At 64.8% G+C, this 17,621-nt stretch carries 16 protein-coding genes; 15 read left to right on the top strand and 1 reads right to left on the bottom strand.

Annotation, left to right across the window (positions count from 1 at the left end; genetic code table 11):
• Positions 1 to 38: 38 nt before the first annotated feature.
• Positions 39 to 281, bottom strand: a complete 243-nt coding sequence (locus K1X11_RS21270) for a YecH family metal-binding protein (protein ID WP_221029233.1) — start codon at positions 279 to 281, stop codon at positions 39 to 41.
• 425 nt (positions 282 to 706) lie between these two features.
• Here K1X11_RS21270 and nifH point away from each other — a divergent pair, with 425 nt between their 5' ends.
• The 15 genes from nifH (at position 707) to K1X11_RS21195 (ending at position 17,617) form a co-directional block, all read left to right on the top strand.
• Positions 707 to 1,534 carry a nitrogenase iron protein gene (nifH, locus tag K1X11_RS21265; protein WP_221029234.1) on the top strand — a complete coding sequence of 276 codons (828 nt, stop codon included), beginning with the start codon at positions 707 to 709 and terminating at the stop codon, positions 1,532 to 1,534.
• 183 nt (positions 1,535 to 1,717) lie between these two features.
• On the top strand, positions 1,718 to 3,397 hold the full coding sequence (gene nifD / locus K1X11_RS21260) for a nitrogenase molybdenum-iron protein alpha chain (RefSeq protein WP_343212940.1): 1,680 nt from the start codon (positions 1,718 to 1,720) through the stop codon (positions 3,395 to 3,397).
• A 59-nt stretch (positions 3,398 to 3,456) separates the two neighbouring features.
• A complete protein-coding gene (gene nifK, locus K1X11_RS21255) occupies positions 3,457 to 4,833 on the top strand; it encodes a nitrogenase molybdenum-iron protein subunit beta (protein WP_343212939.1) in 1,377 nt (458 codons plus the stop codon).
• 55 nt (positions 4,834 to 4,888) lie between these two features.
• Complete coding sequence (nifE, locus tag K1X11_RS21250) at positions 4,889 to 6,277, top strand: nitrogenase iron-molybdenum cofactor biosynthesis protein NifE (RefSeq protein ID WP_221029237.1); 1,389 nt, start codon at positions 4,889 to 4,891, stop codon at positions 6,275 to 6,277.
• Positions 6,274 to 7,689, top strand: coding sequence for a nitrogenase component 1 (locus K1X11_RS21245; protein WP_221029238.1), 1,416 nt, complete (start codon positions 6,274 to 6,276; stop codon positions 7,687 to 7,689). Before nifE ends, K1X11_RS21245 begins: the two co-directional genes overlap by 4 nt.
• 17 nt (positions 7,690 to 7,706) lie before the next feature.
• Positions 7,707 to 9,029: a radical SAM protein gene (locus tag K1X11_RS21240; RefSeq protein ID WP_221029239.1), complete on the top strand. Its 1,323-nt coding sequence runs from the start codon at positions 7,707 to 7,709 to the stop codon at positions 9,027 to 9,029.
• Between the two features lie 56 nt (positions 9,030 to 9,085).
• Positions 9,086 to 9,592 (top strand): ferritin, encoded by a 507-nt coding sequence (locus K1X11_RS21235; RefSeq protein ID WP_221029240.1) that lies wholly within the window; start codon positions 9,086 to 9,088, stop codon positions 9,590 to 9,592.
• A gap of 36 nt (positions 9,593 to 9,628) precedes the next feature.
• Positions 9,629 to 9,940, top strand: coding sequence for a (2Fe-2S) ferredoxin domain-containing protein (locus K1X11_RS21230; protein ID WP_221029241.1), 312 nt, complete (start codon positions 9,629 to 9,631; stop codon positions 9,938 to 9,940).
• A gap of 6 nt (positions 9,941 to 9,946) precedes the next feature.
• Positions 9,947 to 10,123 carry a 4Fe-4S binding protein gene (locus K1X11_RS21225; protein ID WP_221029242.1) on the top strand — a complete coding sequence of 59 codons (177 nt, stop codon included), beginning with the start codon at positions 9,947 to 9,949 and terminating at the stop codon, positions 10,121 to 10,123.
• A gap of 34 nt (positions 10,124 to 10,157) precedes the next feature.
• The gene (locus K1X11_RS21220; protein WP_221029243.1) at positions 10,158 to 11,297 is read left to right on the top strand and encodes a homocitrate synthase/isopropylmalate synthase family protein; all 1,140 of its coding nucleotides are present in this window, start codon (positions 10,158 to 10,160) and stop codon (positions 11,295 to 11,297) included.
• A 2-nt stretch (positions 11,298 to 11,299) separates the two neighbouring features.
• Positions 11,300 to 11,800 carry a hypothetical protein gene (locus tag K1X11_RS21215; protein ID WP_221029244.1) on the top strand — a complete coding sequence of 167 codons (501 nt, stop codon included), beginning with the start codon at positions 11,300 to 11,302 and terminating at the stop codon, positions 11,798 to 11,800.
• 238 nt (positions 11,801 to 12,038) lie between these two features.
• Positions 12,039 to 13,565, top strand: a complete 1,527-nt coding sequence (locus K1X11_RS21210; RefSeq protein WP_221029245.1) for a TolC family protein — start codon at positions 12,039 to 12,041, stop codon at positions 13,563 to 13,565.
• 52 nt (positions 13,566 to 13,617) lie between these two features.
• Positions 13,618 to 14,511 carry a phosphate/phosphite/phosphonate ABC transporter substrate-binding protein gene (locus tag K1X11_RS21205; protein WP_221029246.1) on the top strand — a complete coding sequence of 298 codons (894 nt, stop codon included), beginning with the start codon at positions 13,618 to 13,620 and terminating at the stop codon, positions 14,509 to 14,511.
• Positions 14,508 to 15,446: a phosphate/phosphite/phosphonate ABC transporter substrate-binding protein gene (locus K1X11_RS21200; protein ID WP_221029247.1), complete on the top strand. Its 939-nt coding sequence runs from the start codon at positions 14,508 to 14,510 to the stop codon at positions 15,444 to 15,446. Before K1X11_RS21205 ends, K1X11_RS21200 begins: the two co-directional genes overlap by 4 nt.
• The gene (locus K1X11_RS21195; RefSeq protein WP_221029248.1) at positions 15,443 to 17,617 is read left to right on the top strand and encodes an ATP-binding protein; all 2,175 of its coding nucleotides are present in this window, start codon (positions 15,443 to 15,445) and stop codon (positions 17,615 to 17,617) included. Before K1X11_RS21200 ends, K1X11_RS21195 begins: the two co-directional genes overlap by 4 nt.
• Positions 17,618 to 17,621: the final 4 nt, after the last annotated feature.

The following is a 17,621-nucleotide window of genomic DNA, read 5'->3' as shown; positions in this document are numbered from 1 at the left end:
TGCCCATCCGTGTTGTCCGTGGCTAAAAACTTCGCCCCTTAGTGCTGACAGATCTTGTCCGCACTGGTCGTGAACCCGTCGTCCTGAGCAACAAACTTCCCGCGGCTCTCGAGGAAATCCACCAACTCAGCCGCAGTCATGTTTTCCGCCGAGCAGGTATGGTAGCGCGTCTCGACGCCGAAGCGTTCGATGATCGCCGCCTCCAAGGTCTGCCGCGTATACGAGCGCGAATTTTCCAGCATCATCTGCATCACTTCGTGGCCGTGAATGTGTGGTGTCATATCAGGTGAGGGTTGAGGACCGGTGGGAAAAACCACCCACCGCCTAGGTCCGCACGACACCGCAGCGCAAGCCGATGCCAACATCTGCCGCCCCTTGGACAAGGCACGCCGCTTCGTCATCAATTCCATGCATTCCGGACCTACCCGTGCCCATTTACTGGATACACTCGACTCCCCCACCCGCACTCCCCGCCCGATCCTACCCTCACGTAGGTCCTACCACCCGTTTCCTACCAAAATGTAGGAAACGCGCAGCCGCGAAATCAGCCCCTTTTCAAAATCCTAATTTTTATCCCACTACCCCCACGCCACTTACACCTCTCCCGCCCGGCCGTAAAACGCTCTGGCACCGGCGAAGCTAAAAGAGAAAGCACGAGTGCGAGTCACTTCCGAACCCGCACCGCAGCTTCCAATAAGGCATTCCCATGAGAAAGATCGCAATCTACGGCAAGGGTGGCATCGGCAAGTCGACGACCACTCAAAACACAGTGGCGGGTTTGGTGGAGATGGGCAAAAAGGTCATGGTCGTTGGCTGTGACCCCAAGGCTGATTCCACGCGCCTGCTGCTCGGCGGCCTCGCCCAACGCAGCGTGCTCGATACCCTCCGAGAAGAGGGTGAAGACGTTGAACTCGCCGACATCCGCTCCCCCGGTTTCTGCTCCAGCCTCTGCGTTGAATCCGGCGGCCCCGAGCCGGGCGTCGGCTGCGCCGGCCGCGGCATCATCACCTCGATCAATATGCTCGAGCAGCTCGGCGCGTATGATGAGGAGGAGAACCTCGACTACGTGTTCTACGACGTCCTCGGCGACGTGGTCTGCGGCGGTTTCGCCATGCCGATCCGCGAGGGCAAGGCCGAGGAAATCTACATCGTCTGCTCCGGCGAGATGATGGCCATGTATGCCGCCAACAACATCTGCAAGGGCATCCAGAAATACGCCCAGACCGGCGCCGTGCGCCTCGGCGGTCTCATCTGCAACAGCCGCAAGGTCGACAACGAACGCCAGATGATCGAGGCCTTCGCCGCCCAACTCGGCACTCAGATGATCCACTTCGTCCCGCGCGAAAACGATGTCCAACGCGCCGAGATTCAGCGCAAGACCGTCATCGAATGGAACGCCCAGTGCCCGCAGGCCGACGAATACCGCACCCTCGCCCGGGCCATCGATGAGAACAAAAACTTCGTCATCCCGAAGCCCATGTCGATTCCGCAGCTCGAGAACCTGCTGATGGAATACGGTCTCCTCGGCGTCTGAGCGACACCTCGCTCCCGCATCCTTCCCTCCGCGCCCCCGCCGGGCGTGCTCCCTTTCCACACCTCCACACCAACGGACTGCACCATGTCTGATTTCAACGAAGAGCCCGTTCCGGGCAGCGACTCCGACGGTTTTCCCGTCCCCACCGCCACCCTGCCCGATCCGGCGGCGGTGCGCGAAGAGATGCTCAAAATCTATCCGTCGAAGACCCTCAAAAAGCGCTCCAAGCAGATGCTGGTCAACGACCCCAGCGCGCCGCCCGAGATCGGCGCCAACACCCGCACCGTGCCGGGCATCATCACCCAACGCGGCTGCACCTACGCCGGCTGCCGCGGCGTGGTCATCGGCCCCATCCACGACATCCTCCACATCACCCACGGCCCCATCGGCTGCGGCTACTACTCCTGGCTCACCCGCCGCAACCTCGCCCAGCAGCGCCCCGACCAGCCGATCAACTTCCTCCAATACGCCATGTCCACCGACATGATGGAGAGTGAGATCATCTTCGGCGGAGAGAAGAAACTGGCCGCCGCCATCCGCGAGGCCTACGAGATCTTCAAACCCAAGGCCATTGCGGTCTACGCCACCTGCCCGGTCGGACTCATCGGCGACGACATTCACTCCGTTTGCCGCGAAGCCAAGAAGGAGCTCGGCATCAATGTCTTCGGCTTCTCCTGCGAGGGCTACAAGGGCGTCTCCCAATCCGCCGGTCACCACATCGCCAACAACGGCGTGTTTAAGCACATGGTCGGCCTGCTCGACGAGCCCGACCCCGAGCCCTTCCGCATCAACGTCCTCGGTGAATACAACATCGGCGGCGACGCCTGGGCCATCGACACCCTGCTGAAGAAGTGCGGTATCCACGTTACCGCTACGCTCTCCGGCGACGTCACCTACGACCAGATCTGCAAGTGCCACACCGCCGACCTCAACGTCGTCATGTGCCACCGCTCGATCAACTACATGGCCGAGATGATGGAGACCAAATACGGCGTGCCGTGGATCAAGGTGAACTTCATCGGCGCCGAGCAGTCCGCCAAGTCCCTGCGCAAGATCGCCGCCTACTTCCAGGACAAGCAGCTCACCGATCGCGTCGAGGAAGTCATCGCCCAGGAGATGGCCGAACTCCGCCCCGTCATCGCCGACGTCAAGACCCGCTGCGAGGGCAAGACCGCCGCCATGTTCGTGGGTGGCTCCCGCGCCCACCACTACCAGCACCTCTTCAAGGACATCGGCATGCTCACCGTCGCCGCCGGCTACGAGTTCGCTCACCGCGACGACTACGAGGGCCGCGACGTGCTCCCCTCCATCAAGATCGACGCCGACTCGCGCAACATTGAGGAGCTCGAAGTCGAGGCCGATCCCGAGAAGTTCCAGGCCCGCAAGACCCCCGAGCAACTCGCCGCGCTCGAAGCCGGCGGATTCAGCTTCAAGGACTACGAGGGCATGATGCGTGAGATGCGCAAGGAGACCCTCATCATCGACGACATCTCCCACCACGAGATCGAGAAACTCATCGAACTCTACAAACCCGACATCATCGGCTCGGGCATCAAGGACAAGTTCGTCATCGAGAAGTTCGGCGTCCCCTGCAAGCAGCTCCACAGCTACGACTACGGCGGCCCCTACGCCGCCTTCACCGGCGCGGCCAACTTCTACAAGGAAGTCGACCGCATGATTAACACGAAGGTGTGGCAACTCGTCACCCCGTCGTGGAAGAAGCCCGCCGATCCGGCCCACACCTTCGGTCGCGGCATCGACAACCCTGCCAACAAAGCCATCCGCGAACTCATCGCCGGCCAGGCCAAAGTCAAAAAGCCCGCCAAGGCCGCTCCGGCTGCCGACGCGCCTTGCGGCGAGTAAGCCCCGCTTCACCCGCCTCTCTCCCCCTTCACCTCGCACCACTCATCGGAGGATAAATTATCATGTTGGACGGAACCACTGCCGAAGTCGCCAACCGCTCGGCCCTGCGCATCAATCCCGCCAAGACCTGTCAGCCCATCGGCGCCATGTATGCCTCACTCGGCATCCAAGGTTGCATGCCGCACAGTCACGGCTCCCAAGGCTGCTGCGCCTACCACCGCAGTCACCTCACCCGCCACTTCAAGGAACCGGTCATGGCCACCACCAGTTCGTTCACCGAGGGCGCCTCGGTGTTCGGCGGCATGGCCAACCTCAACCAGGCCCTGAAGAACATCTTCACCATCTACAACCCCGACATCGTCGCCGTGCACACCACCTGCCTCTCCGAGGTCATCGGCGACGACATCCCTTCCATCGTCGCCAAGGCCCGCGAGTCCGGCGCCGTGCCCGAGGGCAAGATCGTCATCCACGCCAACACGCCTTCGTTCGTCGGCTCCCACGTCACCGGCTTCGCCAACATGGTCAGCGCCATGGTCAACTACCTCAGCGAGTCGACCGGCGAAACCAAGAACCAGATCAACGTGCTCCCGGGCTACGTCGAACCGGCCGACATGCGCGAACTCAAGCGCCTCGCCGCCGCCGTGGGGGTCGACATCGTCATGTTCCCCGACACCTCCGGCGTTCTCGACGGTCCGCTCACCGGCGAATACGAACTCTTCCCCCGCGGCGGCGCCACGGTGGAGCAGATCAAGTCCTCCGGCGACAACATCGCCACCCTCGGCCTCGGTCACTTCGCCTCCCACATCGCCGCCGCCACCCTCGAGTCCAAGTGCAACGTGCCCGCCGCCTTCCTCGAGTTGCCCATCGGCGTGACCGCCACCGACCGCTTCGTCGACGCGCTCCGCAGCTACGCCGATGTTGAGGTCCCCGAGGCGGTCGAAAACGAGCGCGGCCGCCTGGTCGATCTCATGAGCGACCTGCACCAATACTTCCACGGCAAGCGCGTCGCCGTTTCGGGTGATCCGGATCACGTCATCGCTCTCACCCAGCTCCTGCTCGAGCTCGAGATGAAGCCCGTCTACGCCATCACCGGCTCCACAGGCAACCAGTTCGAAAAGCGCATGCATGAGCTGCTCGATGGCCCGGTGCCGGAAGCCAAGATCAAGCAGAACGCCGACCTCTTCGAACTCCACCAGTGGATGAAGAACGAGCCGGTCGATCTGCTCATCACCAACACCTACGGCAAACACATCGCCCGCACCGAGGACGTGCCCTTCGTCCGCTTCGGCTTCCCCATCCTCGATCGCGCCGCCCACCGCTACTACCCGACCCTGGGCTACGCCGGTGCCATCAATCTCATCAACCAGATCCTCAATGTCATCCTGGACCGCAAGGACCGGGACTGCCCCGAGGCCTGGTATGAGCTCGTCCAGTAATCCCTTCGTCTGAGGTCGTCCATCCGCCCGCCGGTTCACCGTATCCGCTCCCGTCATGCCTGCGTCCACCGACATCGCCATCCTGCCCGACCGCGCCGCCTCCATCGTTGAGGCCGGCTCGGCCGGCGGTCCGGTGAAGTGTGGCAAGGGCAGTGTCGCCGGATCGGTGAGCCAGCGGGCCTGCGTTTTTTGTGGCTCCCGCGTCGTCCTCTACCCCATCACCGACGCGCTCCATATCGTGCACGGCCCCATCGGTTGTGCCGCCTACACCTGGGACATCCGCGGCGCCCAGTCCTCTGGTCCCCAGCTCTTCCGCAATGCCTTCTCCACCGACCTCCAGGAACTGGATGTTATCTACGGCGGAGAACAAAAACTCGAGCACGCCCTGCTCGACCTCATCGCCCAGCACGGCCCGAAAGCCGCCTTCGTTTACTCCACCTGCATCGTCGGTCTCATCGGCGACGACGTGAAAGCCATCTGCAAACGCGTCGCCGCCGCCACGAACATTCCCGTGCTCTCCGTCGCCAGCGAGGGCTTCAAGGGCACCAAGAAGGACGGTTACCGCGCCGCCTGCGAAGCCGTGCAACACCTCGTTGGCACCGGCGACACCTCCGACATCGGCCCGCACAGCATCAACCTCATGGGCGACTTCAACATCGCCGGAGAAAGCTGGGTCATCCGCGACTACTTCGAACGCATCGGTATCCAGGTTGTGGCGACAATTACCGGCGACGGCCGCGTCGACGCCATCCGCCGCTGCCACGGGGCCAAGCTCAACCTCGTGCAATGCTCCGGTTCCATGACCCACCTCGCCAAGTCGATGGAGCAGGACTACGGCGTGCCCTTCAAACGCGTCTCCTTCTTCGGCATCGAGGACATGGCCGCCGCCCTCTACGAGACCGCCCGCTTCTTCGACTCGCCCGAGCTCCTCGACAAGGCCCGCGCCCTCGTCGCCGAGGAGGTCGCCAAGATCATGCCACAACTTTCCGCCTGGCGCGCCGACCTCAACGGCCGCAAGGCCGCCGTCTACGTCGGTGGCGCCTTCAAGGCCTTCTCCCTCGTCCGCGCCCTGCGCACCATCGGCATGACCACCGCCGTGGTGGGCACCCAGACCGGCGACGCCGAGGACTACGACCAGCTCCGCGAGATGTGCGATCCCGGCACCATCATCGTCGACGACTCCAACCCGCTCGAGCTCGCCAAGTTCTGCCTCGCGCAGGACGTCGACCTTTTCATCGGCGGCGTGAAGGAACGCCCCATCGCCTACAAACTCGGCATCGGTTTCTGTGACCACAACCACGAGCGCAAGGAGTGCCTCGCCGGCTTCGTCGGCATGCTCAACTTCGCCCGCGAGGTGCACGCCACCGTCACCAGTCCGGTTTGGAACTACGTCCCCCGGCGCGCCGGCGCCGCTCACCTCGAACTGGAGGAGGCCCGGTCATGAAAGCCCTGCCGCCCGACCACGCTCACCCTACTCCCCGCGGCGGCACTCCCGAGTTTCCCTCCGCCTCGACCAACCCCTGCAAACTCTGCACGCCCCTCGGCGCCTGCCTCGCCTTCAAGGGCATCGCCGGCACCGTGCCGCTCCTCCACGGCTCCCAGGGCTGCGCGACCTACATCCGCCGCTACCTCATCTCCCACTTCCGCGAGCCGGTCGACATCGCCTCCTCCAACTTTTCCGAAGACTCCGCCGTCTTCGGTGGCCGCCGCAATCTCCACCACGCGCTCGACAACGTGGGCCGCCAATACCACCCCGACCTCGTCGGCGTCGCCACCACCTGCCTCTCTGAAACCATGGGCGAAAACATGCCCATGCTGCTCGGTGAATATCACCGCGAAAGCGCCGCCGACGGCCTCGCCCGTCCACCCACCGTTCACGTCTCCACCCCGAGCTACAAGGGCACCCACGCCGAGGGTTTTAACGACACCGTGCGCGCCCTCGTCGAGTCCCTCGCCCTGCCGCCCCGCGCCGGCCTGAACGCCCCCACGCCCCCGGCCCTCTTACCCGGCATGGTTTCCCCCGCCGACCTGCGTCACCTGCGCGACTTCGCCGCCGCGTGGCAATCCCCGGTCACCCTCGTGCCCGACTACAGCGAGACCCTCGACGGCGGCACCTGGTCCGACTACGAACGCATGCCCACCGGCGGCACCACCGTGACCGATCTCCGCGCCCTTGGTCGCGCCGCCGTCGCCATTGAATGCGGTCTCGTTCTCGCCGGGGCCAAAGCCACCGCCGGCACCCATCTGGCCCGCCGCTGCGAGGTGCCCCTGCACCGCCTCGGCCTGCCCATCGGCCTGCGCCAAACCGACGCGCTCAGCGACGTTTTCGCCGACCTCACCGGCCGCCCCACGCCCCTGCGCCTCGCCCACGAACGCGCCCGCTTGGTCGACGCCTACGTCGACGCCCACAAATACCTCTCCGGCCGCAAGGCCATCGTCTACGGCGAGGAGGATCTCGTCGCCTCCCTCGCCATCTTCCTCGCCGAGATCGGCATCGTGCCCGTGCTCTGCGCCGCCGGCGGTCGCAGCGGTCGACTCGAAAAGGCCATCCTCACCAACGCCCCCGAACTCGCCAACCGGATCGAGGTGCGCGAGGGCAGCGACTTCGCCGACATCGAGGAACGCATCACCGCGCTTAAGCCCGACCTGCTCATCGGCAGCAGCAAGGGCTACAAACTCGCCCGCGCGCTCGATGTGCCGCTCGTGCGCTGCGGCTTCCCGGTCCACGACCGCCTCGGCGCCCAGCGCATCCAACTGCTCGGCTACGCCGGCACCCAGCAACTCTTCGACCGTATCGTCAACGCCCTGCTCGAAGCCAAGCAGGCGCATTCAGAAATCGGATACAGCTATCTCTGACCCAGGAATTTTTAAACATGGACACGCCCGCCACCACCACCTGCGACGCCCCCGCCTCCCTCGGCCCCAAGGTCGACCTCTCCCGCCACCCCTGTTTTAACAAAAAGTCCCACCATCAGCACGCCCGCGTCCACCTGCCGGTCGCCCCGCGCTGCAACCTCCAGTGCAACTTCTGTAACCGGAAGTTCGACTGCATGAACGAGAGCCGCCCCGGCGTCACCAGCGCCGTGCTCCCGCCCGATCAGGCCGTGCCCTACCTCGAGGAGATCCGTGCCAAACACGAGAACCTCACCGTCGTGGGCATCGCCGGTCCCGGCGACCCGTTTGCCAATCCGGTCGAGACCATGGCCACCCTCGTCGCCGTGCGGAAACGTTACTCCGACATGATCCTCTGCCTCGCCAGCAACGGCCTCGGCATCGGCCCCCACATCGACAACCTCGCCGCCCTCGAGGTCAGCCACGTCACCATCACCCTCAACGCCGTCGATCCCGAGATCGGCGCCCGCATCTACGCCTGGATCCGCGACGGCCGCCGCCCCATGCGCGGACTCGATGCCGCCAAGCTCCTGCTCGATCGCCAGCTCGATGCCATCCAGCGGCTCAAGGCGCACGGCATCATCGTGAAGATCAATTCGATCATCATGCCGGGCATCAACGACCACCACTTCCTCGACATCGCCCGCACCGTCTCCGACCTCGGCGCCGATCTCATGAACTGCATGTCCTTCATTCCGGTGAAAGGCGCCGCGTTCGAGGACCTGCCCGCCCCGGCCAACCTCGATGTCATCCGCACCCGCCTGCAGTGCGAGAAACACCTGCCGCAGATGACCCACTGCGCCCGCTGCCGCGCCGATGCCGTGGGCCTCATTCACGAGAGCATCGACAACGAGGACATGACCCGTCTCAACCGCTTCGCCAACGCCAAGGTGATGGCCGGGCGCAAACGCCCCTACATCGCGGTCGCCAGCGAAGAGGGCGCCCTCGTCAACCAGCACCTCGGCGAAGCCGCCCGCGTCATCCTCTTCCGCCAAGACACCGAGACCCCCTCCGGCTACAAATTCCACGAGGTGCGCCGCATGCCAGAACCAGGTTCGGCCGACGGCCGCTGGGGCGACATGGCCGACATCCTCCACGACTGCCGCGCCATCCTCGTCTCCGCCGCCGGTCCCAAGCCCAAGCGCATCCTCGAACAGCGCGGCATCGAGGTCCTCGAAATGGAGGGCCTCATCGAAGAGGGCCTGCGCGCCGTCTTCACCGACCAGCCCGTGCCCGCCGCCCTCAAACGCCGCTTCACCGCCTGTGGCACCGGCTGCAAAGGCACCGGCACCGGCTGCGGCTGAACCGCCGCCCCTCCGCCTCCCGTCCTTCTCTTCAACGTATCCACAATCTGCACACGATGGCTATTTCACCGACTCTCCAAGCCGCCTTCGAAACCCAGGGCAACCGCGAGTTTGCCACCGCCAAAGCCTACTTCGCCATGGCCTGCTGGTGCGAAGCCCGCAACTGGAGCGGCTTCGCCAAACTCTTCACCGTCCAGACCTCAGAGGAGCAGGAACACGCCCACCAGTTCTTCCACTTCCTCGTCGATCGTGACGTCTCGCCCGAGGTCGGCTCCGTGCCCGCCCCCACCAGCAAGTTCTCCGATCTCATCGCCGTCGCCAAAGCGGCCTTTGACCTGGAGCGCGCCAACACCGCGGCCATCCACGCGCTCTACGAACTCGCCCTCGCCGAGAAGGACTACGCCGCGCAAGCCTTCCTCCACCCCTTCCTGCTCGAACAGGTCGAAGAGGAAGCCTGGACCGACAAGCTCCTCGACAAGACCCGCCAGGCCAACTGCGCCGGCGGCCTCTTCAACCTCGACCGCCACGTCGTCCGCGAAGTCCTCGGCGACCAAGCGAAGTAACGCCGCCGCGCCTCCCCGCTCACCCAATTCATCATCATGCAAACGCCCGCCCATCATCTCTTCGTCTGCGGTAGTTTCCGCGCCAATGGCAGCCCCGCCGGGGCCTGCGCCAAGAAGGAATCCCTCGCCCTCGTGCAATACCTCCAGGGGGAGGTCGACGACCGCGGCCTCGAAGGCGTCGTCGTCTCCATGACCGGCTGCCTCAACTGCTGCGTCAACGGTCCCGTCGTCATCGATTATCCCTCCGGTCACTGGTATCGCGGCGTCACCGAAGACGTCGCCGATGAAATCCTCGACGCCATCGAAGAAGGTGACGGCGTCGCCACCGCTCACCTCATCCCCGCCTGATTCACCATGGCCTACCAAATCAACGCCGAAGCATGCATGGCCTGCGGGTCCTGCGCCGACGCCTGCCCCCAGGGCGCCATCAAACCCGCCGGCATGGTGTTCACCATCGAGGCCGACGAGTGCATGGACTGCGGCATCTGCGCCGACCAGTGCGCCACCGCCGCCATCGCCGCCCAACCCTGAACCCGCCTGCCATCGCCGCCGGCCGCGTCCGCTCATGTCCTCCCTCTCCTGCCGCATTGTCGACACCACCCTGCGTGACGGCGAACAGGCCGCCGGAGTGCTCTTCAGTCGCGCCGATAAACTCGCCATCGCCCGCGCCCTCGTCGCCGCCGGCGTGCCCGAGCTCGAGGCCGGCATCCCCATCATGGGCTGCGACGCGCAGGACGATCTGCGCGCCATCATCGATACCGTCGGCGCCGCCCGCGTCCTCGCCTGGTGCCGGGCCGACCGCCTCGACCTCGACGCCGCCCGCACCTGCCGCGCCACCGCCGTGCACCTTTCCTTCCCGGTTTCGGCCATTCACCTCGGCGTTTGGCGGCGCGACGAGGCCTGGGTGTTGGAAAACGTCGCCAGCCTCGTCGCCCGCGCCCGCCAACATTTTGCCCGCGTCACCGTCGGCGCCCAGGACGCCTCGCGGGCCAATCCCGAGTTTTTGGATACGTTTGCCGCCGCGGCCGCCACCGCCGGCGCCCAGCGTATTCGTATCGCCGATACGGTAGGCATTCTCCACCCGGAGCGGACGGCGCAGTTGGTGCGGAGACTCACCACTGCCGCTCCGGGGTTGGAGATTGAGATCCACGCCCACAACGATCTCGGTCTCGCCACCGCCAATACCCTCGCCGCCCTCACCGCCGGAGCCACCGCCGCGAGCGTCACGGTCAACGGCCTCGGCGAGCGCACCGGCAACGCCGCCCTCGAACAGGTCGTGATGGCCCTGCGCATCGCCCACCATCACGACTGTGGCGTCAACCCCGCCCACTTGCCCGCCCTCTCCGAACTCGTCGCCCAGGCCTCGACCCGCGACGTGCCGCCCGCCGCCCCCATCGTGGGCGCCGCCGCCTTTCGCCATGAGACCGGCCTGCACTGCGCCGGCCTCCTGCGCGACGAGCGCAGCTACGAACCCTTCGCCCCGTCGCTCCTCGGCCGCCAGCGCGACGCCTTCACCGTCGGGGCCAAATCCGGCTCCAGCTCCGTGCGCGCCGTGCTCGCCGACCACGGCACCGAGGTTTCGCCCGACACCGCCCGCCAACTTTTGCCCGCCATCCGCACCGCCGCCCGCAAACTCCAGCGGGCCCTGCGGCCCGACGAGCTGCTCACCCTCGCCCGCCACACCACTGCTCTCGAAGGAGGATAATTATGGGATTTAAAGCCTACCGCGCCCACCCGACCACCCCCAACGGCTGGACCCTCACCCACGGCACGCCCGTGCGCCTGTCCGGCCCCCACGGTCTCGTCGCCCTCTGGTTCCGGCAACACCCCGTCGAAGCCAACGTGCCTTGGCGCATTGCGCCCGAAGCGTGGCTGCCAGCCGACCTGCCCCCGGCAGACCTCGGTGAAGAGACCTGGCTGGTTTTTGAGCAGAGTGAAGACGGCATCCCCTGCTACTCGCGGCTCATCGCCATCAACGGCATCGCGGAGCGCAAGGTGGAGGTCATGCTCACCTTCGCGCCGTTGCTGACCGACAGCGTCGCGCCTGACCTGCGCGTGCAATCGCCGGCAGTGAGCCGCCAGTGGACAGAGGAGCTCGCGCTGGATGCCGGCCCACTCAATGCCCGGTGCACGTGGCGCCTCACCCGCCCGCACCTCACCCTCGGCGCTGCCGTGCTCAAACCCGCCGTCACCGCCGCCCCCGCCTGACCCCGTTTTCCGCTCCATTCGCAGCTCCCTCTGACCTCGGTCGGCGGGAGCTTTTTGCGTTTAGCTCGCTCGGACAACGCGGATTCCAACCGCCATTCACCCGGAAACTGCGCAATAATTCTACGTAAGTTCCGAAGCAGCGGCGGCTTGAAGGAAATACCCGACCCCACCTATCCTTATCCTTTCCAGTGCTTTTGGTTCTAAAGTGCGCCCCCACTTCCGCCGTTTGAAACTTATCATGTCCCGCTCCTATCTTCCGTCGCTCCGACCGCTCCTCTCCTCCGCATTTCTCGGCGGTCTCTGTCTTGCCGCGCTGCCCACTGCGGCGGCCGATTCCGGCCCGGTGATGACCTTGGACGAATGCGTCGAAGCCGCCCTCGCCAACAACCACGAGCGCCCCGCCTCCCAGTTCGCCGTGGCGATGGCCGAGGCCCGCCACCAGCAGGCCATGGCCGGTTACTGGCCGCAGGTGAAACTCTCCGCCGGCTACGAGCGCCTCGACGAGAACCCCAACTACATCTTCCCGGCCTCGCAGATGTATATCCCGCCGCAGACCGTGCAGGTCCCGGCCGGCACCGCCCTCATCAACGTCCCCGCCGGCGTCTTCGGCCCCAACCCAGTCCAGCTCCCGGTCAGCACCCCGGCGCAGACCATCACCACCGACGGCAGCCTCTTCGGCGTGCCCGAACAGGAAATTTCCCTGATGGACCGCGACTACCTCGCCGCCTCCGTCGACCTCACCTGGCTCGTCTACGACGGCGGCATGCGTCGCGGCTACCGCGAGCAGGCCGGCGCCTACCGCGACATCATGCTGCAGGAAGCCCGCCGCACCGACCTGCAAATCGTCGACAGCGTCAAGCGCCTCTACTACGGCGCCGTCCTCGCCCGCCGTCTCCACGAGATTGGCAACGACACCCTCGCCCGCATGGAGGCCACCCTCAGCCTCACCGAATCGCTCTACCAGGAAGGCTCCGGCACGGTCAAAAAGACCGACTTCCTCGACAACAAGATCATGGTCGAAACCATCCGCGGCCTCGTCGCCCAGCTGGAGAAAAACGAAGCCATGGCCGGTGCCGCCCTCGCCTTCACCATGGGCCGCAGCTGGCGCGACTCCGTCACCCCGGCCGACAAGGAACTGCCCTGGCTGCCCATCACGCCCGACCTGAACAACCTCGTCTCCGCCGCCTACGAATTCAGCCCTGACTGGTCCCGCCTTGAAGCCGCCCTGCGCGCCGCCGAGGGTGGCGTGCGCACCGCCCGCAGTGGTTACCACCCCAAGGTCGCCCTCACCGGCCGCCTCCATCGCTTCTGGAACGACCAGACCGTGGGCCTCGCCTCCGACAACAACAAGAAAGGCTGGGGCGTTGGCGTCGGCCTAGAAGTGCCCCTCTTCGACGGTTTCCTCACCCGCGGTCGCGTCGCCGAAGCCCGCGCCCAACTCGGCCAACTCAAAGAACAGAAGTTCCTCCTCCAGGAAGGCATCGGCCTGCGCGTGCGCGACATCGTGCTGAGCATCACCGCCGCCGAGAAAGCCCGTGAGTCCTCCCGCGTCGCCATGGAGTCCGCCACCGAAAATCGCGACCTCAACGTGCGCGCCTACCAGGCCGAACTCGTGGAAACCGACAAAGTGATTCGCGCTCAGCTCACCGAGGCCATCATGATCGCCCAACACTACAAAGCGCTCTACGATCATATCGCCCTCCAGTCCCAACTCCAGTTTGTCGTCGGCTCCGAACTCAGCAGCCGCTTCCAAGCCCTCCGCTGAGCTCAGCCCGCGACGCTGTCGCTCTCAGCCCATGCTTCTGGCCCGTCGTGTTATGCTAGCTCTGGCTTCTGCGCTGTCCGCCTCCATGGCGGCAGCGCAAGCGCCCTCCAGCCCGACCGACGAGCTCATGCACTTCGGCTTCACCGCGCGCATGTTCGAAGGCATCAACCTCAACGATGCCCGCGCCGCCATGCGCGTATGGACTCAGGAAGTCGCCGCCACCCGCGGCCTGCCGGTTTCGCCGGAGATCGTCTCCTTTGACCGCGTCGACGACGTGGTGAAAGCGCTCAACGAAAGCCGCTTGGAAGCCATCACCCTCACCGCCGGCGAGTATTGGGAATTGCGCGACCGGGTCTCCGTCGGCCCGCTGCTCCTCTCCCGCACCAACGGCGAAGCGTTTGACCACTACGTGCTGCTGGTGCGAAAAGCCGATCAGATCAGCAGCCTTACCCAACTGCGCGGCAAGAAACTCGTCATGCTGCTCTCCGCCCGCTCCTGCATCATGCCGGAGTGGCTCGACCTCGAGCTGTATGACGCCGACCTACCGGCTCCGGCCGACCACTTCGGCGACGTCCGTCAGGAAGCCAAACTCTCGCGCAACGTGCTCAACGTCTTCTTCGGCCAAAGCGATGCCTGCATCGTTACCCGGCAGGGCTTCGAACTTATGCAGGAGCTCAACCCGCAGGTTGGCAAACAACTCGAAGTCCTGCTCGAGTCACCTCCGGTTGTCTCCTCGTTTTTCTTCTTCCGCGGAAACTTTGTTTCGCCCTCTCGCCAACTCATCATCGATGAGTTCACCAGCACCAACGAGAATCCCGGCAAAAGCCAGATTCTCACCCTCTTCCAACAAGAAGAGCTCTTCCAGGGGACCCCGGAAGATTTGGCCGAAACCCTCGCTCTGCTCGACCGCCACGCCGCGATCGATCGCCCGCGCTCCACGCCATGAAAACCTCCAGTCATCGCCTTCATAGCTGGATGCGGCGCGGCGGACTCCTCTTCGCCTTCGCTTGCAGCGCTTGGTTCGCCTCGGCTCAGTCCGCGGAGCCCATCGTGCTGCGCGTCGGCCTGAGCCAAAACGCTTTCCGCGATACCAACATCAACGACGCTATCGCCGCCTACCGTCACTTTCTCGCCAACATCGCCGAGCGCCAAGGCTACAAAATCCGGGTCGAAACCGAAGTCTTCCCCGACCGCCAAAGCTACGCCACGGCACTCAACCGCCGCTCCAATCCCATCCACCTCGGCATCATCATGAACTGGTCCTACCTGCAGATGCCGCCGCTGGAGGCCATGCGACCCACGTTCACCATCGCCGAAGAAGACCTGCCTGGACGCCACTTCGTCATTCTTGCCCGCCGCGACCGCAGCTGGTCTCGCCTCGAAGACCTGCAGGGCAAATCACTCATCTGGTGGGAACTGGCCGATACCGGCGTGATTAGCGACTGGGTCGAGACTCGCCTCGGCGAAGCCAACCTGCCACCCGCCGCGGACTTTTTCGCCTCCATCTCCACCGGGGACAAACCCAGCACCGTCGTGCTACCGGTCTTTTTTGGGACCAAGGACGCCTGTGTCATCGACGAGCCAAGCTTCAAACTCATGGGCGAACTCAACCCCCAGGTCGCCAGTCAACTACAGGTGCTCGTCTGGTCGCAGCGTTTGGCCGACGCCGTGATCTGCACCCGCGAGAGCGACTGGCCCAACGAAGACTTCAAAAAGGACATCCTCGACGCCCTGCTTCACCTCGACGAGGACAGCGATGGTCGTCAGATTCTTACGCTCTTCAAGGTGCGTAAAATCATGCCCTACAATCCGGAAGAACTCGACACCTGCCGCGAACTGCTCGCGCGCTGGCAGGCGGTCCAAGCCCAACGTTCGTCATGAATTCACCGTCGGCCCCCCGCTCCAGCATCGGCATCATGCAGCGCACCGCGCTGCTGTCCTGGCTGGTCACTGTCATGACCTTGGGCGTCTTCATCGTCTTCATCGTGCCGCAACAGCAGCGCACCTTTGTGGAGAGCCTCGAATCCAAGGCCCATGGTGTCGCCGTTTCCCTGCGCGATGTCGCCGCCGGCGCCGCCATCAACGAGGACTACAGCAGCGTCGTCGACCACAGCATGGAGATGCTTCGCGGCGACCCCGCCCTCGTTTACATCGTCATCACCCGCAACGACGGCTTCTCCCTCATCAGCGATCGCGAGGGCTGGCGCGCCGAGATGGATTCCGGCCCGGAATGGCACCCGGAACGACGCGTGCCCTCCGGTAATATCGGTGAGGTGTCCCTCTCCCCCGAGCGCATTTACCACTACTCCCAGCCCTTCGATTATTCCGCCATCGAGTGGGGCTGGATCCACGTCGGCCTCTCACTCGATACCTACAAAAGCAACGTCAACAACCTCTACCAGACCACCGCTATCGTCACCTTGGTCTGTCTGGTGCTCAGCCTCATCGCTTCGGTCATCTATGCCAAGCGACTCGTGCAGCCCATTCTCGCCCTGCGCAAGGTCGTCGACCGAGTTGCCCATGGCGAACTCCGCGTCCGCGCCACCATCCACCGCAGCGACGAAATCGGCTCCCTCTCTGGCTCGGTCAATGACATGACCGCATCACTCGAACGGCGCGACCGCATCGTCGGCAGCGTGCGCCGTTCGGCCGAGCTCTTCCTGCGCGCCGACAGCTGGGAAGGCACCATTCCCGCCGTGCTGCACGAACTTGCCGAAGCCACCGGCGTCGACCGGGCCTCCGTCTTCGTCTTCACTGACCTCACTCCCGGCGCCGAACGCTCCGTTCGCCAATACCACTGGCAGCGGGACGACATCCCCCCCGAATCCGATGCCGCCCACCCCGAACACCCGGTCTACCACCCGCGCGAGACCCCCTTCGGTGACTGGATGGACTCGCTGCTCACCGGCGAAGGCATCGCCGCCCGGGCCGAAGACGTGTCGGAAGACAAACGGGCCGTCTTCACGGCCACTCACGTCAAAGCCACGATTCTGTTACCCATCATGGTGAGCGGCGAAGTGTGGGGCACCCTGAACCTCGATGACTGCCGCGTCGCCCGCAGGTGGGAGGTCGCCGAACAAAACAGCCTGCGTTCCGCCGCCGACATGCTGGGTGCCACCATCGCCCGCCAGCACGCGCAGGACGCCTTGCTCGAAGCCAACAACACCCTCGAACAACGCGTCACCGAGCGCACCCAGGAACTCGTTGCCGCCCAACAGCAGCTCATCAACGCCTCCCGCCAGGCCGGCATGGCCGAAATCGCCACCGGCGTGCTCCACAACGTCGGCAACGTGCTCAACTCCGTCAACGTCTCCTCCTCGCTCGTCAACGACCGGGTGCGTGAGTCCAAACTGCGCTCCCTCGTCCGCCTCGCCGACCTGCTCAAGGAACACCAAAACGACTTCGAACACTTCGTCTCCAACGACCCCCGCGGCAAACACCTGCCGGAGTTCATCATCCAAATCGCCGCCAACCTCGCCAACGAGCGCGAATTTGTGCTCAACGAACACGAGCAACTCACCCGCAACATCGAACACATCCGCGACATCGTTGCCACCCAGCAGAACTACGCCAAGGTGTCGGGCTTCCTCCAGCAGGTGCAGCTTTCCGAGATCATCAAAGACTCCCTGCAGATCCACACCGCCGCCTTCGAGCGCCACCAGATCGAACTCATTCGGGACTTCCACACCGACCCCATCGTCGTCGTCGACAAACACAAGGTCCTGCAGATCCTGGTCAACCTCTTCCAAAACGCGCGTTATGCGCTCACCGAAATCGAAGCCGGCGACCGTAAAATCATCGCCCGGGTCGAGCAACCCGACCCCGACACCGTGCGCATCTCGGTCATCGACAACGGCGTCGGCATCCCGCCGGAAAACCTCACCCGCATCTTCTCCCATGGTTTCACCACCCGGGCCAAGGGTCACGGCTTCGGCCTGCACAGCGGAGCAAACTTTGCCAATGAAATGGGCGGCAGCCTCACCGCCACCAGCGACGGTCCCGGCCACGGCGCCACCTTCACCCTCGAGCTCCCCATCCGCCCCCCGGAATAAGGGG

It is taken from the genome of Actomonas aquatica, assembly GCF_019679435.2.
In the GTDB taxonomy this organism is placed as follows: Bacteria; Verrucomicrobiota; Verrucomicrobiia; order Opitutales; family Opitutaceae; genus Actomonas; species Actomonas aquatica.
Note: the sequence above shows the minus strand (reverse complement) of the source record. Positions and strands in the feature narration are given on the sequence as shown.